General features: G+C 61.6%; 18 protein-coding genes. 9 read left to right on the forward strand and 9 right to left on the reverse strand.

What is annotated here, in order from left to right; genetic code table 11:
• Nucleotides 1–129 precede the first annotated feature (129 nt).
• On the forward strand, nt 130–675 hold the full coding sequence (locus QF039_RS16525) for a hypothetical protein (RefSeq protein WP_307519533.1): 546 nt from the start codon (nt 130–132) through the stop codon (nt 673–675).
• A 62-nt stretch (nt 676–737) separates the two neighbouring features.
• Here the strand turns inward: QF039_RS16525 and QF039_RS16530 are convergent, their stop codons facing one another.
• The 3 genes from QF039_RS16530 to QF039_RS16540 form a co-directional block, all read right to left on the reverse strand.
• Nucleotides 738–1,376, reverse strand: coding sequence for a hypothetical protein (locus tag QF039_RS16530; protein ID WP_307519535.1), 639 nt, complete (start codon nt 1,374–1,376; stop codon nt 738–740).
• A 117-nt stretch (nt 1,377–1,493) separates the two neighbouring features.
• Nucleotides 1,494–1,814 carry a multidrug efflux SMR transporter gene (locus QF039_RS16535; RefSeq protein WP_087693029.1) on the reverse strand — a complete coding sequence of 107 codons (321 nt, stop codon included), beginning with the start codon at nt 1,812–1,814 and terminating at the stop codon, nt 1,494–1,496.
• 67 nt (nt 1,815–1,881) lie between these two features.
• Nucleotides 1,882–2,328, reverse strand: coding sequence for a carboxymuconolactone decarboxylase family protein (locus QF039_RS16540; protein ID WP_029615984.1), 447 nt, complete (start codon nt 2,326–2,328; stop codon nt 1,882–1,884).
• A 195-nt stretch (nt 2,329–2,523) separates the two neighbouring features.
• On the opposite strand from QF039_RS16540, the gene QF039_RS16545 reads away from it, so the two are divergent.
• The 3 genes from QF039_RS16545 (at nt 2,524) to QF039_RS16555 (ending at nt 5,233) form a co-directional block, all read left to right on the forward strand.
• Nucleotides 2,524–3,126 carry an FMN-dependent NADH-azoreductase gene (locus QF039_RS16545; protein ID WP_087693030.1) on the forward strand — a complete coding sequence of 201 codons (603 nt, stop codon included), beginning with the start codon at nt 2,524–2,526 and terminating at the stop codon, nt 3,124–3,126.
• A 17-nt stretch (nt 3,127–3,143) separates the two neighbouring features.
• The gene (locus tag QF039_RS16550; RefSeq protein ID WP_307519540.1) at nt 3,144–4,556 is read left to right on the forward strand and encodes a PLP-dependent aminotransferase family protein; all 1,413 of its coding nucleotides are present in this window, start codon (nt 3,144–3,146) and stop codon (nt 4,554–4,556) included.
• A 77-nt stretch (nt 4,557–4,633) separates the two neighbouring features.
• A complete protein-coding gene (locus QF039_RS16555; protein ID WP_307519542.1) occupies nt 4,634–5,233 on the forward strand; it encodes a TIGR00730 family Rossman fold protein in 600 nt (199 codons plus the stop codon).
• A gap of 55 nt (nt 5,234–5,288) precedes the next feature.
• On the opposite strand, the gene QF039_RS16560 is transcribed toward QF039_RS16555, so the two are convergent.
• The 3 genes from QF039_RS16560 to QF039_RS16570 form a co-directional block, all read right to left on the reverse strand.
• Nucleotides 5,289–7,778 carry a TonB-dependent siderophore receptor gene (locus QF039_RS16560; RefSeq protein WP_307519544.1) on the reverse strand — a complete coding sequence of 830 codons (2,490 nt, stop codon included), beginning with the start codon at nt 7,776–7,778 and terminating at the stop codon, nt 5,289–5,291.
• Nucleotides 7,779–7,867: 89 nt separating this feature from the next.
• Nucleotides 7,868–8,812 carry a FecR family protein gene (locus QF039_RS16565; RefSeq protein ID WP_008435992.1) on the reverse strand — a complete coding sequence of 315 codons (945 nt, stop codon included), beginning with the start codon at nt 8,810–8,812 and terminating at the stop codon, nt 7,868–7,870.
• A complete protein-coding gene (locus QF039_RS16570) occupies nt 8,809–9,354 on the reverse strand; it encodes a sigma-70 family RNA polymerase sigma factor (RefSeq protein WP_102605591.1) in 546 nt (181 codons plus the stop codon). Before QF039_RS16570 ends, QF039_RS16565 begins: the two co-directional genes overlap by 4 nt.
• 174 nt (nt 9,355–9,528) lie before the next feature.
• On the opposite strand from QF039_RS16570, the gene QF039_RS16575 reads away from it, so the two are divergent.
• Both QF039_RS16575 and QF039_RS16580 read left to right on the forward strand, forming a co-directional pair.
• Nucleotides 9,529–9,840: a hypothetical protein gene (locus QF039_RS16575; protein WP_102605590.1), complete on the forward strand. Its 312-nt coding sequence runs from the start codon at nt 9,529–9,531 to the stop codon at nt 9,838–9,840.
• A 51-nt stretch (nt 9,841–9,891) separates the two neighbouring features.
• Nucleotides 9,892–10,416 carry a hypothetical protein gene (locus tag QF039_RS16580; RefSeq protein ID WP_307519548.1) on the forward strand — a complete coding sequence of 175 codons (525 nt, stop codon included), beginning with the start codon at nt 9,892–9,894 and terminating at the stop codon, nt 10,414–10,416.
• A gap of 40 nt (nt 10,417–10,456) precedes the next feature.
• On the opposite strand, the gene QF039_RS16585 is transcribed toward QF039_RS16580, so the two are convergent.
• A complete protein-coding gene (locus QF039_RS16585; protein ID WP_307519550.1) occupies nt 10,457–12,604 on the reverse strand; it encodes a TonB-dependent receptor domain-containing protein in 2,148 nt (715 codons plus the stop codon).
• Between the two features lie 216 nt (nt 12,605–12,820).
• On the opposite strand from QF039_RS16585, the gene QF039_RS16590 reads away from it, so the two are divergent.
• Genes QF039_RS16590 through QF039_RS16600 form a run of 3 tightly spaced genes read left to right on the forward strand, consistent with a single transcriptional unit; the run spans nt 12,821 to nt 14,204 of the window.
• Nucleotides 12,821–12,979: a hypothetical protein gene (locus QF039_RS16590; RefSeq protein WP_003219684.1), complete on the forward strand. Its 159-nt coding sequence runs from the start codon at nt 12,821–12,823 to the stop codon at nt 12,977–12,979.
• A 4-nt stretch (nt 12,980–12,983) separates the two neighbouring features.
• A complete protein-coding gene (locus QF039_RS16595) occupies nt 12,984–13,622 on the forward strand; it encodes a helix-turn-helix domain-containing protein (RefSeq protein ID WP_003219682.1) in 639 nt (212 codons plus the stop codon).
• Between the two features lie 60 nt (nt 13,623–13,682).
• Complete coding sequence (locus QF039_RS16600; protein WP_043225000.1) at nt 13,683–14,204, forward strand: hypothetical protein; 522 nt, start codon at nt 13,683–13,685, stop codon at nt 14,202–14,204.
• A 262-nt stretch (nt 14,205–14,466) separates the two neighbouring features.
• Here the strand turns inward: QF039_RS16600 and QF039_RS16605 are convergent, their stop codons facing one another.
• Together QF039_RS16605 and QF039_RS16610 are read right to left on the reverse strand one after the other, a co-directional pair.
• A complete protein-coding gene (locus tag QF039_RS16605) occupies nt 14,467–15,795 on the reverse strand; it encodes an LLM class flavin-dependent oxidoreductase (RefSeq protein WP_307519553.1) in 1,329 nt (442 codons plus the stop codon).
• 74 nt (nt 15,796–15,869) lie between these two features.
• Nucleotides 15,870–16,394, reverse strand: coding sequence for a MarR family winged helix-turn-helix transcriptional regulator (locus tag QF039_RS16610; RefSeq protein ID WP_008436010.1), 525 nt, complete (start codon nt 16,392–16,394; stop codon nt 15,870–15,872).
• Nucleotides 16,395–16,442: the final 48 nt, after the last annotated feature.

Below are 16,442 nucleotides of genomic sequence, written 5' to 3' on the forward strand. Positions count from 1 at the left end.
GAATTTTCCGACCTGAAACCGAACCAAGTAACAGCGCTGCCACTCAGGCATTTTGCCACTATTGGTTGCCGATGGCCCATTGCCTGACGATAATCGCGGCGCTCTCCCACACTCACGCAAGGAAACGCCGTGAAAAAGCTTCTACTGTTGACCCCATTGCTCGCGCTGCTGTTGCAAGGCTGCGGCATCACCATGACGCAATACGAGCCGAACTTCGATAACGTCCAGGTCCTCAAGCAAGCAGCGCCGCTGCAACCCGTCAGCAATGCCCAGGTGACGGCCGCGTCGGGCGAAGGCTCGTTGTCTGTACGTGCCAACCCGATCCGCTCGCCCAGTGGCAGCATCCCGGCGCATATCCAGGCTGCAATCACCCAGGAACTGCAACTGGCAGGCCTGCTGAACCCGCAAGCAGAACGTCATCTGCAAGTGCTGGTGGTGAAGAATTCGCTGTCGGCAGGCATGGGCTCCGGCAACGGCACGCTGGCCGCGCGGTTTACCCTGCTCAAGGGCAATGACGTGGTGTACGACGCGACCAAGGAAGTGAATCACACCTGGCCCAGTTCGTTCTTCGGGTTCATTGCGATCCCGAATGCCGCCAACGCCTACAACCCGATGGTGCGGGATTTGCTCAAGTCGCTGTACAGCGACCCGTTGTTCATCAAGGCGCTTAAGTAAGGCCTGGGCTGCGAGGATCGGCCACCCTGCCCTCGCAGCTGTTTCAAACGTTCAGTTACGTGTCACGCTCGTGGCACGTCGGCATCCAGTGCCGAATACTTCAGGTTATTGCCGTCGACCATTTGCTTGAGCAGGGCATTGACCTGGCGGGTGAAGGTATCGGTCACCGCATCTTTCGGCGTGTTGGCCATCAACGGGATGAACCAGATGCCCATCCAGGTATTGATCGAGTCGTGGTTGGTGCCGGTGCTCAGCGCCTGGCCTTGTGCGTCCACCGATTCCAGCTTCATGGTGTACTGATCAGTCCCCAGCGCCGGAATGATGGTGAAGGTAAAGCCGCTGATAAAGGCCAGTACCAGTTGGCCGCCACCCGGTGGATGGTTGTAGACCTTCAGGCGCAGGCTGTAATCGCCTGGCTGCTTCTGGAATTCATCCAGGGTCACGCGACCAAACAGGCCGGAGTCAGTCAGGACTTTCTGCAGCTGTGGCTTGAGCATGTCACGCGCTTGTGGGACTTCGGCCGCGGCGGCATTTGTCGGCTCGCCCTGGTAGAACTTGAAGTCTACGTAGACGTTCGGTTTGTTGGCGTAGCTGGCCTTCGACGGCAGCGTGACAGGTGCCACTTCGTCCTTCGTGAAGCTGGCGCAGCCGCCCATCGACAACGTGATCAGGGCCAACCCCAGCATTTTTCCAATGTGCATTACGACTTCCTTAGTGAATGGAGCGTCTCCATGGCCGGAGTTGCTGGGGGCGGATGATAAAGAGTGGGTGGGAATGTTAAAAGGCCATCTCCGAGAAATACCCGCTCGCAGGCAGCACTAGTTGGCGGAGACCAGTTTCAGGCCGATCACGCCGGCCAGGATCAGCACGATGCACAAAACCCGCAATGGCGCGGTGGAATCGCCCAGCAATGCCATGCCGAGGATCGCGGTGCCCGCTGCGCCGATTCCAGTCCAGACCGCGTAGGCGCTGCCCACCGGCAGGGTGCGCAGTGCCATCGACAGCAGGATCACGCTGGAAACGCCGGTCACGACGGTGAGCAATCCGGGGGTGAATCGGGTGAAACCGTCCGAGGCCTTCATCGCGAACGCGAAGGCGATTTCAAGGATGCCGGCCAAGCCGAGCAGTAGCCATGCCATGGGATGAGCCCTCAGGAAATACAGTGAGTGTGTGGCGAGCAGCCCCGCCACACCGAATCAGCATTGGCTATGCCTTGGCAGCCGCCGCTGGCGTGGTACGGAAGGTGATGCCCAGTCGGTTGAAGGCATTCATCAAGGCGATGCCGTAGGTCAGGTCAGCCAGTTCCTTGTCGCTGAACTCGGCGGCCGCTGCCGCATAGTCGGCGTCCGAAACATCACTGGCGGTCACGGCTTCGGCAAAGGCCAGCGCCACGCGCTCACGCTGGGTGAAGACTGCGCCAGCGTCGTGCCACACTGGCACCAGCACCAGCTTGTCCACGGCCAGGCCTTGCTTGAGCAGGTCCCGCGAGTGCATGTCGATGCAAAAGGCGCAGCCGTTGACTTGCGAAACCCGCAGGTAGACCAGGTCGATCAGCTCCTTGGACAGGCCGCTGTTTTGCAGGTAGACGTAAACCCCGCCGAACGCCTTGTAACCTTCAGGGGAAGCTTTGGAGTAGTCGAGACGCGTTGTCATGGTGAAATCCTGTAGCGGTTGGATGAAGCCGCCATCTTGCGGCGTCATGGCCTACCCCAAAAGATCCATGATCTGGCTTGAACACCAGACCATGAATGCCCGGATATGGCCTACTCTGAATCTTGATTCTTGGCTCTTTGGCATGGGTCATGGGGTTCGTAGACTGAGGGCCATCCATCCAGGAAGCAACGCACCATGAATATCCTCCATGTCAGTGCCAGCCCTCGCGGGCAAGCGTCGGAGAGCAACGCCCTCTCCCTCAAGATCATTGAATGCCTGCGCCAGCGGCACCCGGACGCCGAGGTGATCCAGCGCGGCATTGCCGCAAATGCCCTGGCACCGGTGGACGAGCCTTATGCAACGTCCCAGCAGTCCCTCGTGGACGTCTCGTCCGAGGGGTCGATGGCCCAGTCCGAGCGGCTTGTTCAGGAACTGGAGCTGGCCGACATTGTGGTGATCGCCACCCCCATGCATAACTACTCGGTGCCCGCGGCCCTCAAGCTATGGCTCGATCACATCGCACGGGTGCGCCGCACCTTCGATATCTCGGCCCAGGGCAAGATCGGCCTGTTGCAGGACCGGCCAGTGTTCGTCGCCATCGCCTCAGGCGGGCGGTTTTCCGGGGAGCGCGCGCACCAGCCGGACTTCCTGACGCCGTACCTGAAAACCATACTGGGCATGATCGGCCTGCATGACGTGACCTTCTTCACCGTCGAAGGCACCGCTTCCCGCCCGGAAACTCTGGCCCAGACGCGCCGCCAGACCGACCAGGCGCTGCACGATTATTTCGCCACCTGAACAGGACCCGCCGCCGGATGAGCACTTCGATCAAGGCCTTTTCACCGCTGGACGCCGGCGCCGCGGAGCCGATTTACCGGCAACTTTACTGGCGGTTCCGCAGCGCGATTGCCGACGGTTTGCTCAAGCCGGGCGAACGCATACCCGCAGCCCGGGCCCTGGCCAAGGAGCTGGGGTTGGCCAGGGGCACCATCGACACGGCGTATTCGCTGCTGGCAGCCGAGGGCTATATCCAGGCCCGAGGCCAGGCCGGCACGGTGGTGGCTGAAGGGATCAAGGCCAGCCTGCCGGAGCGCCCCATGACGGCCAGCGACCAGAATGCCGTGCGGCACAAGGCCGCCGTGTTGCCGTTTCAAATGGGGCTGCCCGCACTGGACGCGTTCCCTCGCAAGATCTGGTCGAAAATCGCCGCCCGCTGCGTGCGGGCCACCCAGGTCGCCGACATGGCCAACCCGTGCGTGTTCGGCCTGCACTCGCTGCGCACGGCGATTGCCAGCTACTTGCAGGTCGCCCGGGGCATCCACTGTTCGCCGGCGCAGGTCTTCGTCACCTCGGGCTATCGCAATACGCTGGGGCTGATCGCCCATGCACTGCTGGAACCGGGCGATCGGGTGCTGGTGGAAGACCCAGGCTACTTGTTCACCCGACCGTTGCTGGATTACCTGAATATCAAGGCCATACCGGTGCCAGTGGACCCGGATGGCATGCAGGTATCCCAGGCCGTGCAACAGGGCAAAGGCGCCCGCGCCGTAGTGGTCACGCCGGCCCATCAAAGCCCGCTGTGTGTCTCGCTGTCCTTGCCCAGGCGCCTGGAACTGCTGGATTGGGCGAGTCGCCAGCAGGCCTGGATCATCGAGGACGACTACGACGGCGAATACCGCTACGTGAGCCGCCCGCTGCCGGCCCTCAAGAGCCTGGACCGCGACGGCCGAGTGCTGTACGCCGGAACCTTCAGCAAGGTGTTGTTCCCCGGCATCCGCCTGGCCTATCTGGTGGTGCCGGCAGCTCAAGTGGAACGCTTCGAACATGTCAGCCAGACCTTCCTCGGGGGCTGCCCGGAGTTGACCCAGGCGATCGTCGCAACGTTTATGACCGAGGGGCATTTTGCGCGGCATATCCAGCGCATGCGCAAACTCTACGGTGAGCGTCGGGAGGCCACCGCCAGGGGCTTGCGCAAGGCCTTGGGCGAGCATATTTCGATTGACGCCCAGCCGGGCGGGATGCACTTGATCCTGCGCCTCAATGCACAACAGTCAGACCGCCTGTGCGTGGAACGCCTGGCGCAGGCCGGCATTTATGCCGAAGCCTTGAGCGACTGGAATATTCAAGGCCAGACCGGCCCCGGCCTGCTGCTGGGCTTTGCCAATATCGAGTCCGAGGCCATCGCCGAAGCCCTTGGAAAACGCATCCTGGACGCACTCATGGCCTGATCCGCCAGCCGGTTCTTGGCTCTTTTGCCCACCGGCGAGTGGCGCCATGCTGGACAGCCTGTCCTCACCCGCCTGGAATGCCCATGCCCACTCCCCTGCGCAGCCTCGCAGTTTTCTGCGGTACCAATTTCGGCTTCAACCCGCGCTATGCGGATGGCGCCCAAGCCCTCGGCCGGGAAATCGCCCGGCGCGGCATACGCCTGGTCTACGGCGGCACCCACAAGGGCTTGATGGGCGTGGTGGCGGATGCTGCGCTGGCTGAAGGTGGCGAAGTTATCGGCGTGATCACCCAGTTACTGCATGAACGCGGCCATTCCCACGCCGGGCTTACCCACCATGAAGTGACTCAAGACATGCGCAGCCGCAAGACACGCATGAGCGACTGCGCCGACGGTTTCATTGCCTTGCCCGGCGGGCTGGGAACCCTGGAGGAGTTGTTCGAGGCGGCCACGCTGACCCAGGTCGGCGAACACCACAAGGGCGTGGCGTGCCTGAATACGGAGGGGTTCTTCAACCCGGTGCGCGCCCTGTTGGATCACGCCGTGAAGGAAGGCTTCATGAAGGTCGAGCACAGCCAGATGCTGATGTTCAACGCAGACCCCGGCGCCCTGATTGATGCCCTGGAGCAGTGGCAGGCGCCGATGGTTTCCAAGCTGATTGAGCCGGTGGCGAACTAACGTTTTTCGGCCTTGGCGATGCTGCTCCCGAATCCTTTCGCCAAGGCCTTTTTATTTACCACTGATAGGTCGCACTGGCCTGCACGGTACGCTGCGAGCCATACCAGCACCACGAGTAGGAATAGCAGGACGCGACGTACTCTTTATTCGCCAGGTTGGTGGCGTTTACCGCCAGGCGCAGGTTGTCACCCTGACGATTGATGTGCGGGATGTCGTAGTGCACCGCTGCATCGAACAAGGTGTAGCCCGGCACCTTCAGGGTGTTGGCGGTATCGCCCCAGGAAGAACCGACATAGCGCGCACCGGCGCCTACGCCGAAGCCCTTCAGCGTGCCGTCGTGCAGGGTGTAATCCGCCCAGGCCGACGCGGTATGACGTGGTACGGCGTAGGTAGTAGTGCCTTCGGCAGCCACCGCCGGGCCGACACCGATGTCGCTGATGGGCGCATAACGCACGGTGTTGTTGGATTTGCTGATGCGGTTATCCAGGTAGGCATAGGCCGCAGTGATATCCAGGTTGTCGTTCAGGCTGGCCTTGCCTTCCAGTTCAAACCCGCGGGATTGCACTTCACCGTCCTGGATCTGGCAGCGGGAGCCGTTGCACAGGTGGGAAGCGTCCGGGTCCAGCGTCGGTACGTTGGTCTGGCGCAGGTCGAAAATGGCAGCCGTGATGAAGCTGTTGCTGCCCGGCGGCTGGTACTTGATGCCGATTTCCGTCTGCTTGCCCTCGGTCGGCTGGAACGTCGAACCGCCGTAGCCCGTGCCGGATTGCGGCTGGAAGGATTCCGAGTAGCTGACATACGGCGCCAGGCCGTTATCGAACAGGTAGACCAGGCCCAGGCGGCCGGTGAAGGCCTTGCTGTCCTGGGACGACTTGGTCTTTTTCTGGGTGGTCATCGCCAGGGTACTGTTGTCGGTGCTGGCCCAGTCATAACGCCCGCCCATCAACAGCACCCATTTGTCCCACTTCATCTGCTCTTGCAGGTACACCCCGGTTTGCTCGCTGCGCGAGGTGGCGTCGCTGGTGTACGCCGGTACCGGCACGGCCGCGCCGTAGACCGGGTCGAAAATATCCAGCGTAGGCCCTGCCGTGTACACGCCGCTGCCCGACTTGGTGTCGGTGCTGGTGTTCTGGTAATCGGCGCCCATCAGCACGGTGTGCTGCAACGGCCCGGTGTCGAATTTGGCCTGCAACTGGTTGTCGAGGGCATAGGCGTCGATATTCACGTCGCTGGCGATGGTCGAGCGGCGGATGGTGCGGTAATCGCTCTCCAGGTAGTTGCTGTAGAGGCTGCGGTATTGCCCTTCGCTGCGCAGGTAGCGCGCATTCTGGCGCACGGTCCAGACATCGTTGAAGTGATGCTCGAAGGCGTAGCCGATGGAGTAATACTCGCGGTCACTCTTCTCGAAGCTTTTTTCGCCGTCGTAGAAATCCACGTCGATCTTGCGCCCCGTCGGGCTGTGCAGCACCGAGCCCCAGGCTGGCATCGAGCCGTAGGAGGCGCCCTTGGGGTCTTTCTGGAAATGCCCGAGCAAGGTCAGCGAAGTGTTGTCGTCCGGGCGCCAGGTGAAGGCGGTGGACAGGGATTGACGCCGGGTTTCGGTGTGGTCGATCTGCCCGTCGGCATCGTCGAACAGGCCGGCAACGCGGTAGGAATAAACGCCTTGGTCGTCCAGCGGGCCACTCAAGTCAAAGGTCGTGCGCTTCTTGTTGAAGGTCCCGTACTCGACGCCGACTTCATGGAACGGCGTGTCCAGCGGGCGTTTGCTGACCATGTTGATCACGCCGCTGGGGGTGCCCTGCCCGTACAGCACCGACGCCGGCCCGCGCAGCACTTCGACACGCTCCAGGTCGAAGGCGTCTTTTTGCGGCAGGGCATCCCGGCTCGACGGCATGCGCAGGCCGTCGAGGTAGGTCGCCGGGGTGAAGCCACGGATGGTCAACTGGTCGAGACGCGAGGCGGTGGAGCCACGGGTTTCCGGGATCACGGCAGCGCTGTAGCGCAGGATCTGGTTGAGGCTCTCGGCGTTCTGCGCGCGCATCTGGTCTTTGGTGACCACGGAGATCGACTGCGGGGTTTCGATCAGTGCGGTGTCGGTCTTGGTGCCCGACAGGCTGCGGGTGGCCACGTAGCCAGACACCGGGCCGGTGGGGCTTTCCGACTGGTACGCGCCGCTGATGGTGGTGGCCTGCAACTCCATGGCGCCATCGGTGTGCGGGATGGCTTCGAGACGGTAGCGGTCGTCGGCGATCTTCAGGGCTTGCAGGCCGCTGCCGGCCAACACTTGGGCCAGGGCGGCGTCGGTATTGTATTGCCCGTTCAGGCCATTGCTGTGTTTGCCACGGGTCAGGCTCGAATCAAAGGCCAATACCAGGCCCGCCTGTTCGGCGAGGCTGTTGAGGGCCTGGCTCAGGTCACCGGCGGGAATGGAGAACGCAGCGCTTTCAGCCGCGTAGGACGCTTGAACGGTCAGCAGGGGTACGGCGGCAAACGCCATCGCCACTGAAAGGGTCAATGGCTGTAAAGGACGAGCAAGGCGCGACATGAGAAGTCCTGGGAAATGGGGGTTCTATTAGTCATGACGGCCATGTCGGAAAATCGGGTATGAATGAGAGCAGTTTTTATTCAGACTTTTTACAGAGGCTTGATCACCACCACCAAATCGGTGAAGTACTCCACCTTGATCGGCAGGTTATCTGCCAGTGACGCCAGGGCCGCGCCGGTGTCGTCGAGCTTGAATACCCCGGACACGCGCATCCCTTGCAGCGCCTGCGGATCAAAGCGCACCAGCCCATGGCGGTAACCGGCGAGGGTTTGCAGGACCTCGCTCAGGGGTTGGTCGTCGACCTTGAGCAAACCACGGGTCCAGGCGTCCGGGTCGGCGTTGCCGATGGGTTGTGGGGTGCCGGCACGGCCGTCCTGGAGCGTGGACTTCTGCCCCGCCGGCACTTTCACGTCGCCCGCAACGGTGCCTTTGACGGCCACGGTGGACTCGATCACGGTGACCACGGTCGCGCCATCCTCGGCCTTGCGCACCAGGAACCGCGTGCCCAGCGCCGTGGCCGTGCCCTGGTCGGTGTGCACCACGAACGGCCGTTGCGCGTCCTTGGCCACCTCGACCCACATCTCGCCCTGCAACAGTTCGATCACCCGTTGGTGGCCGTCAAACTTCACGTCCAGTGCCGAGTTGCTGTTGAGCTGCACCTGGCTGCCGTCGGTCAGTGCCACCTGGCGCCGTTCGCCCACGCTGGTGCGTTGGTCGGCCATCCACACCGGCAGGCGCTCAATCCCGGCCCAGCCGCACAGCAACACACCCAACAGCGCGACGGCCTGGGTGCTGCGGGCGGCAAACCTTGTTTTCTGTGGGGCAAATGCACGGTTCAGGGCCATGCGCGCCGGGGCGGCGGGCAACTCGTCGAGGCTGCCCCACAGGCTGCGCATGCGCTCGATAGCGACCGCATGCCGTGGGTCGGCCTGGCACCATTTCTCGAAGGCCGCGCGGTCGGCCTCGGTCACGTGGTCGTCGTGCAACAACGTCAGCCAGCGGGCGGCTTCACTGATGATCTGCTCGGAACTCACGACAGCGGGTCCGCCCCGTGCAGGGTGTGATAGCAATGCACCAACGCACTGGAGATGTAGTTCTTCACGGTGCTGGAAGACACCTGCAGTTGTTCGGCGATTTCGCTATAGGTCAGCCCGTCGAGGCGACTGAGCAGGAATGCCTCGCGGGCCTTGGCGGGCAGGCCGATGAGCATTTCGGCAATGCGTTCCAGGGCCTGCAGTGCCACATGAATCGCCGCCGGGTCCGGCATGCCGGCATCTTCGCTCTGGATCGCCAGGGCTTCCATGTAGGCCTTTTCGATGCGCCGCCGACGCGCGCCATCGATCATCAAGCGCCCCGCCGTGGTGGCCAGGAAGGCGCGGGGTTCCTTGATGGTATGGGGATCGGCCAGCAGCAGGATGCGGATAAACGCGTCGTGGGCCAGGTCGGCGGCATGTTGCGAGCAGCCGAGTTTCTTGCGCAGCCAACCGTGCAACCAGGAATGATGGTCGCTGTAGAGGGTGGTGATGGTCTGCTGGCGACGGGTTGTATCACCATCAGCTACAGGAAAGTCATGCATGCGCAAAAATTTCTCAAACAAGAAAGATTACCAATTGCGCGAACGATGACAGTAAAACGAAGGGGGAGCAAGGATGGAGTGATGGGTTGCAACGAATCTGCGACTTGCTGTGCCCACCTTGAAAGCGACCAGTGCGCACGCGACACTTCTGCGACTCATACAAGGACATCACGCATGACAACCTTCGCCAACACGGTCTCCACCCGCGAAGCCTATCAACTGCTCAAGGACGTGGCATTAGAGGTTCGAACGCTGAAACCCGTCAGCTCCAGCGACGAGCAAATGGTTGTCGACATCGACGGCTGGCAGGTCACGCTGTCAACCTGCGGGACGGCTCTGGAGTGCTGCCTGCGCTGTATTGCACCGGATAACAGGCAAGGTTCACTGGACACCTGGCAACGTTACGGCACCAATCCGCTCGATCTGATGAGCCTGTGGGAGCGAACGCAGCTGCAGCGCCTGGTGCATGCAGCCTTCGTTCGCTGAACATGCGCTCTGCCAACTGAATTCAGCGCAGCAGAAAAACTTGCACAAGTGATGCCTTATAGCCATCATCCCATTTCATTTTTAATGCTATTGAAAATGGAAGTTCTTGTGGCAGGGCCTCACCGCCCTGTAACCACTGCAAATGCACGCCATGGATGCCCAATGCTTAAATATCTAAATAGAGATGTACTGAATATCAAAACCTGGTCATTCAGTATTTTGATGTACTCCTTGCTCTGCGCAGGATTTGACGTTTACCAGTTGTTCACCAGCAGCAACCTGTTCCTCACCTCGGTTTCCATGATTACACTGTTACTGGGCTACATTAGGTTCAGAAACGGCATGACCGAAGGTAACTACTACTATGCAGCCCTATACCTCATTCCCATAACGTTAGAATTGCTCAGCAAAATCCCTGGTGCTGAGCTTGTAGGCGTGGATAAAGCCGAGTTCAGCCTGAGTGCATGCACAACAGTTATTTCCACCTTGCTTCCAATTGTGGCAACACTAATCACCGTGCCAGTGGTTGCAACAGTCAGTTGTTTTTCCAAGTGGCTTGAAAAAAAATTGGCATGACCCAGCAATCACCCACTGCCAACATCAAACACTTTACGGATTAACGCCAGCTCCAGGAAACCCCGGTGTAAACCCCCATGCCATCCCCCGGCGTCGACCGCGCCACATCCAGCCCCTTGTCGTCATAACCCGGCGTGACCGTGTTCGCGTAACGCCGGTTGGTCAGGTTGCGCAGGTCGACCCAGGCTTGCCAGTCGTGCTTCGGCGCGTCGTACCCGAGCGTCGCGCCGAGCAGTGTGTAGGCCGCCGCGTAGTAGGAGTTGGCGTAGTCCACCGCGACCCGCGATGAATGTTCGCCATTGAGGCTGGTGTAGAAACCGCTCGGGTGGCTGTAGCGCAATTGCGCCTGGTAGTAGTGCCTGGGGATGCCGGGCAAGGTGTTGTCGCCGAAGCGGTCGTCGTTGCGGTAGTGGAAGTCGCTGTAGGTGTAGGCCTGGCGCAGGGCGAGCTGGCCCGTGCGGCCACCGTCCCACAGCGGGCTGATCAGGCTCAGCTCCAGGCCTTGGTGCACGGTTGGGCTGGCGTTGGATTCGGCGATTATTGCGGATGTGGTGGACGTCGCGGCCTGGGTTTCGACGCTGAGCAGTTCGTGGCGCACCTCGGAGCGGTACAGCGCCAGGTCCCACTGACCGAACCACGCTTCACCGCGACCGCCGACTTCCAGGGTGGTGGCGGTCTGGTTTTTCAGCTTCACGCCTTCACGTTGCAAACCGCTGGCCGGGCCGCTGCCCACGGGGAAGTACTTGTTGGAACCCCAGATCATCGACCACGCATGGGGCGGTTCCACCGAGCGACTCAGGTTGCCGTACACCTGCAATTGGGGGCTGAAGTCGTAGCGCAGGCCAACCCTTGGCGCGTAATCCCAATCGTGCTGGCTGACGGGTGTGTGGGTCTGCGGGTAGCTGACTTCGGTTTCACGACGGGTGTAGATCGCCGCCAGCCCGGTGGTCAGCCACAGGTCCGGCAGCAGGTCCAGGTCATTGCCGATATGCAGCACGCTGTCCGAACCCAGGTAGCTGTAGTCGCGGGTCCTGGTGCCGGGCGCGTAGCCCGCCGTATTGCCGGTGGGGATCCGCACGAATTCCGAGCCGCCGTTGTTCGGCATCGCCTGGGTGGTGCGCAGGCCGAGGGTGGTCTTGCTGTCACGCCCGAACAATGTGTCCTGGCGGATGTAATTCAGGGTGCCGCTGACGTCGGTGTAGGCAACCTTGAGACGGTTGGTGCCCTCGCGCAGGTCCATCGGATAATCGTGATACGCCAGCCCGACCTCGACCCGGGCGTTGTCGTCCAGGTACAGAGTGGTTTTGTTGGCGATCCAGGTCGAGCCCGGTTGCGTGCGTTTCGAGTCTCGCGCCACGTTGAGGCTGGCGGCGGCGCGCGGGTCGTGGCTGATCTGGTCGCGGGTCAGTTTGCCGGGGGAATCGTTGTCGGTTTCGCGGTAGCGAAAGTAGAAGCGGGTTTCCAGGTCGGGGTTGAAGCGGTAGCCGAAGTTGGCCGCGATGCCTTTGCCGCTGCCGGCGCTGTGGTCCTGGAAACCGTCGTATTGCGAGTCGGTGAGGCTGATGTAGTAGTCGGCATCCCCCAGCACCTGGCCCGAGCTGATCTCTCGCTGGCCGTAGCCATGGCTGCCGGCTTCGTAGCGTACTTGCAGCCTGGGCGCGTCGTAGCCGGTGTGGGTCACGTAATTGACTGCCCCACCCAGGGCCAATGCGCCCTGGTCAAAACCGTTGGCGCCACGCAGCACTTCAACGCGGCTGAGCCACAACGGGTCCTTGAGTTCGTAGGGCGTGCCACCCGGGCCGGTCAGTGGCAGGCCGTCGAAGGTTTCATACAGGCCGGAAGCGTGGGCGCCCGGGCCCCGGTTGATACCCGAGCCACGGATCGAAAGCTTCACCCCTTCGTTGTTTGCCGCCTTGGCATAAACACCGGCCTGGTACTTGAACACGTCCTCGTTGGTGCTCACCCGTCCCTGATCGACGCTGCCCATGTCGATGTAGTTGGTGGCGCCGGGCACGCTCTTGAGCTGGGCCTGGGCCAGTTCGTCGGCGCTGAGTTCGGCGCTGCTGACTTCGACGGGTGCCAGTTGCAATGTGTCGTCGGCCTGGGAAACCGGGCTGAAGCTCAGGGCGGCGCCAAAGCCCAGCAAGGGCCAGGCTTTTCGGGAGGTGAACGGAAACGCGGGGGGCATGGGGGTAAATCCTTGGAATTCGTTTTTGCGACGGGCTTGGTCCGGCACAAGGTCTGTGGTGGGAAGCCCGTGAAGCGCGGCGGGTCACCATTGATGAACGCACAGGCCCCCATCGGCGTTAAGTCCAAAATAGAATTACCAAATGCAAACTCAGTATTTATGGAAATAAGCGGCACCGATTACTGTAGAGCCATTGAGTCCCCAGAGATTTACGTCATGCAAACATCCGCCACCGTCATCGATTTCACCCTCCACCGCAAACGCCGCCAGGCTCGCGCAGCGGCTGAACTGATGTGGGCGATGTATGCGGCACGGGCCGGGGTCGCGCTGTTTACCGCACACGTCACCACGTCCAGCGATACCCGCCGGGCGTGAGGCGATGAATTTCCTGCACGCGATACCCGAAGTGCCCGACCTCCCCTCCAAACCCAAGGACTGCAACAGCGGCGACGATGACGCCATCGGCCAGTGCGTCGCGCAGAACCTGCAGCGCCTGCGCAGTAAACGCTACCTGTCGCTGGATGCCCTGGCGCGCAACTGCGGCGTAAGCCGGGCGATGCTCGCGCAGATCGAGTCCGGGCGCAGCGTGCCGTCGATCAAGGTGCTTTGCAAGATCGCCAAAGGCTTGAAAGTGTCGGTGGCGGCGTTCCTGGAGAACCGTGCGTTCGAAGGGGTTGAACTGCTGCCGGCGCAACAAAGCAAACGCCTGGTGAGCGCCGATGGCAGCTTCATCAGCCGGGCGCTGTTTCCGTACGATATGGCGCGCCAGTCGGAGTTCTACGAGATACGCCTGAAGGCCCTCGGCGAGGAGATTTCAGAAGGTCACGGGCCCGGCATCCAGGAAAACCTGGTGGTGGCCCAGGGCGTGCTGGAAGTCAGCGTCAACGAGGAACGCTACCTGCTGTCTACCGGTGACTCGATTTTGTTCTACGCCGACCAGCCCCACCGCTACCGCAACCCCGCAGACAGTGAGGCGGTGGCGTTCCTGGTGATCACCTACCCGGAACGCCTGGACTGAAACGCAAAAAGCCCCGGCACTCGCCGGGGCTTTTTGATTTCACGCCAAACCAATCAGCAGGTGCAGCACATCATCGGCATGCCGTTGCAGCTCATCATCATCGGCATGGCGCAGTCGTTCATCATCTTCATCATCAGCATGCAGCAGTTGTTCATCATGTCCATGCTCATGCCAGGCATCGGCATCATCTTGCAGGTCATGCAGTCGGCTTCCATCTTGCATTCCATGACGCACTTCATCATCGGCATAGGCATGCCCATCGGCATCATCATCGGCATGTTCATGGTCGACATGCTGTTCATCATCGCCATGCCGTCTTCAGACATGCACATCATCGACATGTTGGCGCACTGCATCATCATCGGCATGCCGCAGTTCATCATCATCGCCATCATTTCGGCGTTGTTCTTGAACATCGCCATGTCCATGCCCGCGGCCGGCTTCATGGTGCACATCATGGCCTCTTCGGTCATCTTGCAGGTCATGGTTGCCATCATCATCGGCATGCCCATCATCGGCATCATCGGCATCGCGTTGTTCATTGGCATCTGCATGGCGTTCATCATCTTCGAAACTCCGTAATCGACAGGAAATGAGTAAGTTCTGGGGCCGATTCTAGAGAGGCCGCACAACGGCGCAAGACGCTGGCCCAGCAGCAGGAATAGACGCTGCATGGGGATTTCCCGGGACGCGGCAGCCGATAATTCCGCGATGACAGATGAATTGGCGTGATCACGCCGGCCGGCTCCGCTATGAGGGTCAAACCGGCGCGATGGATATGCGATTGGGGAATGGCTCCCAATCAGAAGGAAATAAACGATCTAACCACGGTAGAAATACCCGCTCATTCGGCGAAGAAGCGGTTCGCCGGACGCGGCAGTCCGAGGTTTTCCCGCAGGGTAGAGCCTTCGTACTCGCGCCGGAAGATCCTGCGCCCCTGCAACTCGGGCACCACCCTGGCCACAAAGTCATCGAGCCCGCCCGGCAGCCACGGGAACATGATGTTGAAGCCATCGCTGCCCTCTTCTTCCAGCCACTGCTGCATCTCATCGGCAATACTGTGGGCGGTGCCGACAAACGAGAGACCTGCATAACCGCCAAGACGCTGGGCCAATTGGCGCACCGTCAACTGTTCGCGATCAGCCAGCGCCAGTACCCGTTCGCGGGAGCTCTGGCTGGCGTTGGTTTGGGGAATCGCCGGGAGGTATTGGTCGGGATCAAACTTCGTCGCGTCGGTACCCAGCGCGATCGACAGCGAGGCAATCGCACTTTCGTAATGCACCAGGCTGTCGAGATGCGCACGAATCCGCCGCGCATCTTCCAGCGTATCGCCGACCACCACAAACGCCCCGGGCAAGATCTTCAGATGGTCGGGATGCCGCCCCACCGCCAGCATCCGGCGCTTGATATCGGCATAGAATTTACGCCCTTCCTCGAGCGTGCCGGGCGCCACGAAGATCACCTCGGCGGTTTCTGCCGCCAATTGCCGGCCCGGCTCCGAGGCGCCGGCCTGCACGATCACCGGCCAGCCCTGCACCGGGCGGGCAATGTGCAGCGGGCCGCGCACATTGAGGTAGCGGCCCTGGTGATTGAGGGTGTGCAGCTTGTCGGGGTCGAAGTACACACCGCTGTCGGCATCGCGGATGAAGGCATCATCGGCCCAACTGTCCCAGAGCCCGGTGACCACATCGTAGAACTCCCGCGCACGGGCGTAGCGCTCGTCGTGGGCATAGGCCTGTTCCAGGCCGAAATTCTGCGCCGCATCCGGGTTGGCAGTGGTGACGATATTCCAGCCGGCGCGGCCGTTGCTCAGGTGATCCAGGGACGCAAAGCGCCGGGCAATGTGGAACGGCTCGTCGTAGGTGGTCGAGGCCGTGGCTACCAGGCCGATGTGCTCGGTGGCCTGGCTCAGGGCCGACAATAAGGTGAACGGTTCGAAGGAGGTGGTGGTGTGGCTGCGCTTCAACGCGTCGATGGGCATGTTGAGCAGGGCCAGGTGGTCGGCCATGAAGAACGCATCGAAACGCGCTTTCTCCAGGGTCTGGGCAAACTGCTTGAGGTGCGTGAAGTTGAAGTTGGCGTCACGGTAAGCGCCGGGATAGCGCCAGGCGCCGGTGTGGATGCTGACCGGACGCATGAACGCGCCCAGCTTCAGTTGGCGTTGAGTGGTCATGGAAAGCCCCTGATCGAGAGGGGCCCAGCATCGGATGGGCGAACGGCGTCTGTCTAATAACCAAAGGATCTGACTTATGCCTGCGCGGATCGGCTGTTGTAGTCCGCCAGAAATTCTTCGGAGGCGACATGGTCTGCCATGCCCCGCAGCTGCGCGGCCGAATCCTGCCCCAACACCTCCTCTACCCGGTTATTGGCGGCCGCCCAGTACACCAGCGCCTCACTGAACAGCGCTTCGCCCTTGGGCGTGAGCACGCAGCGTTTGGTGCGCTTGTCCAGGGCATCCGGGCGCAGCTCGACAATCCCGTCGCGCACCAGCGGCTTCATCGCATGGGTCAGCGCCGACATCAGGATCGCCAGGCGTCCGGCCAGCTCCTGCAACGTCGGCCCTGCCTGCTCATCCACCGCCGCCCACCGGGCGATTTCACCCAGCAAGCCGACCTGCGTAGCCTTCAGGCCAATCGGCGCCAGCGCTTCGTCATACAGTTGGCCCAGCCGCCGGGCGGCACGGCGCAGTGCGTTGTTGGTGCATGCCACGTCCCCCAGCAGGCTCAAAAGGTCGGCACGGGCATCAGGCTTGTCAGTCTTGTGTGTTGGCATTTTCAGATCCTCCATGCCGGTAGAATGATTGAGTACTAAACCATTGAC

This window comes from Pseudomonas sp. W2I6 (genome assembly GCF_030815935.1).
Lineage (GTDB): Bacteria > Pseudomonadota > Gammaproteobacteria > Pseudomonadales > Pseudomonadaceae > Aquipseudomonas.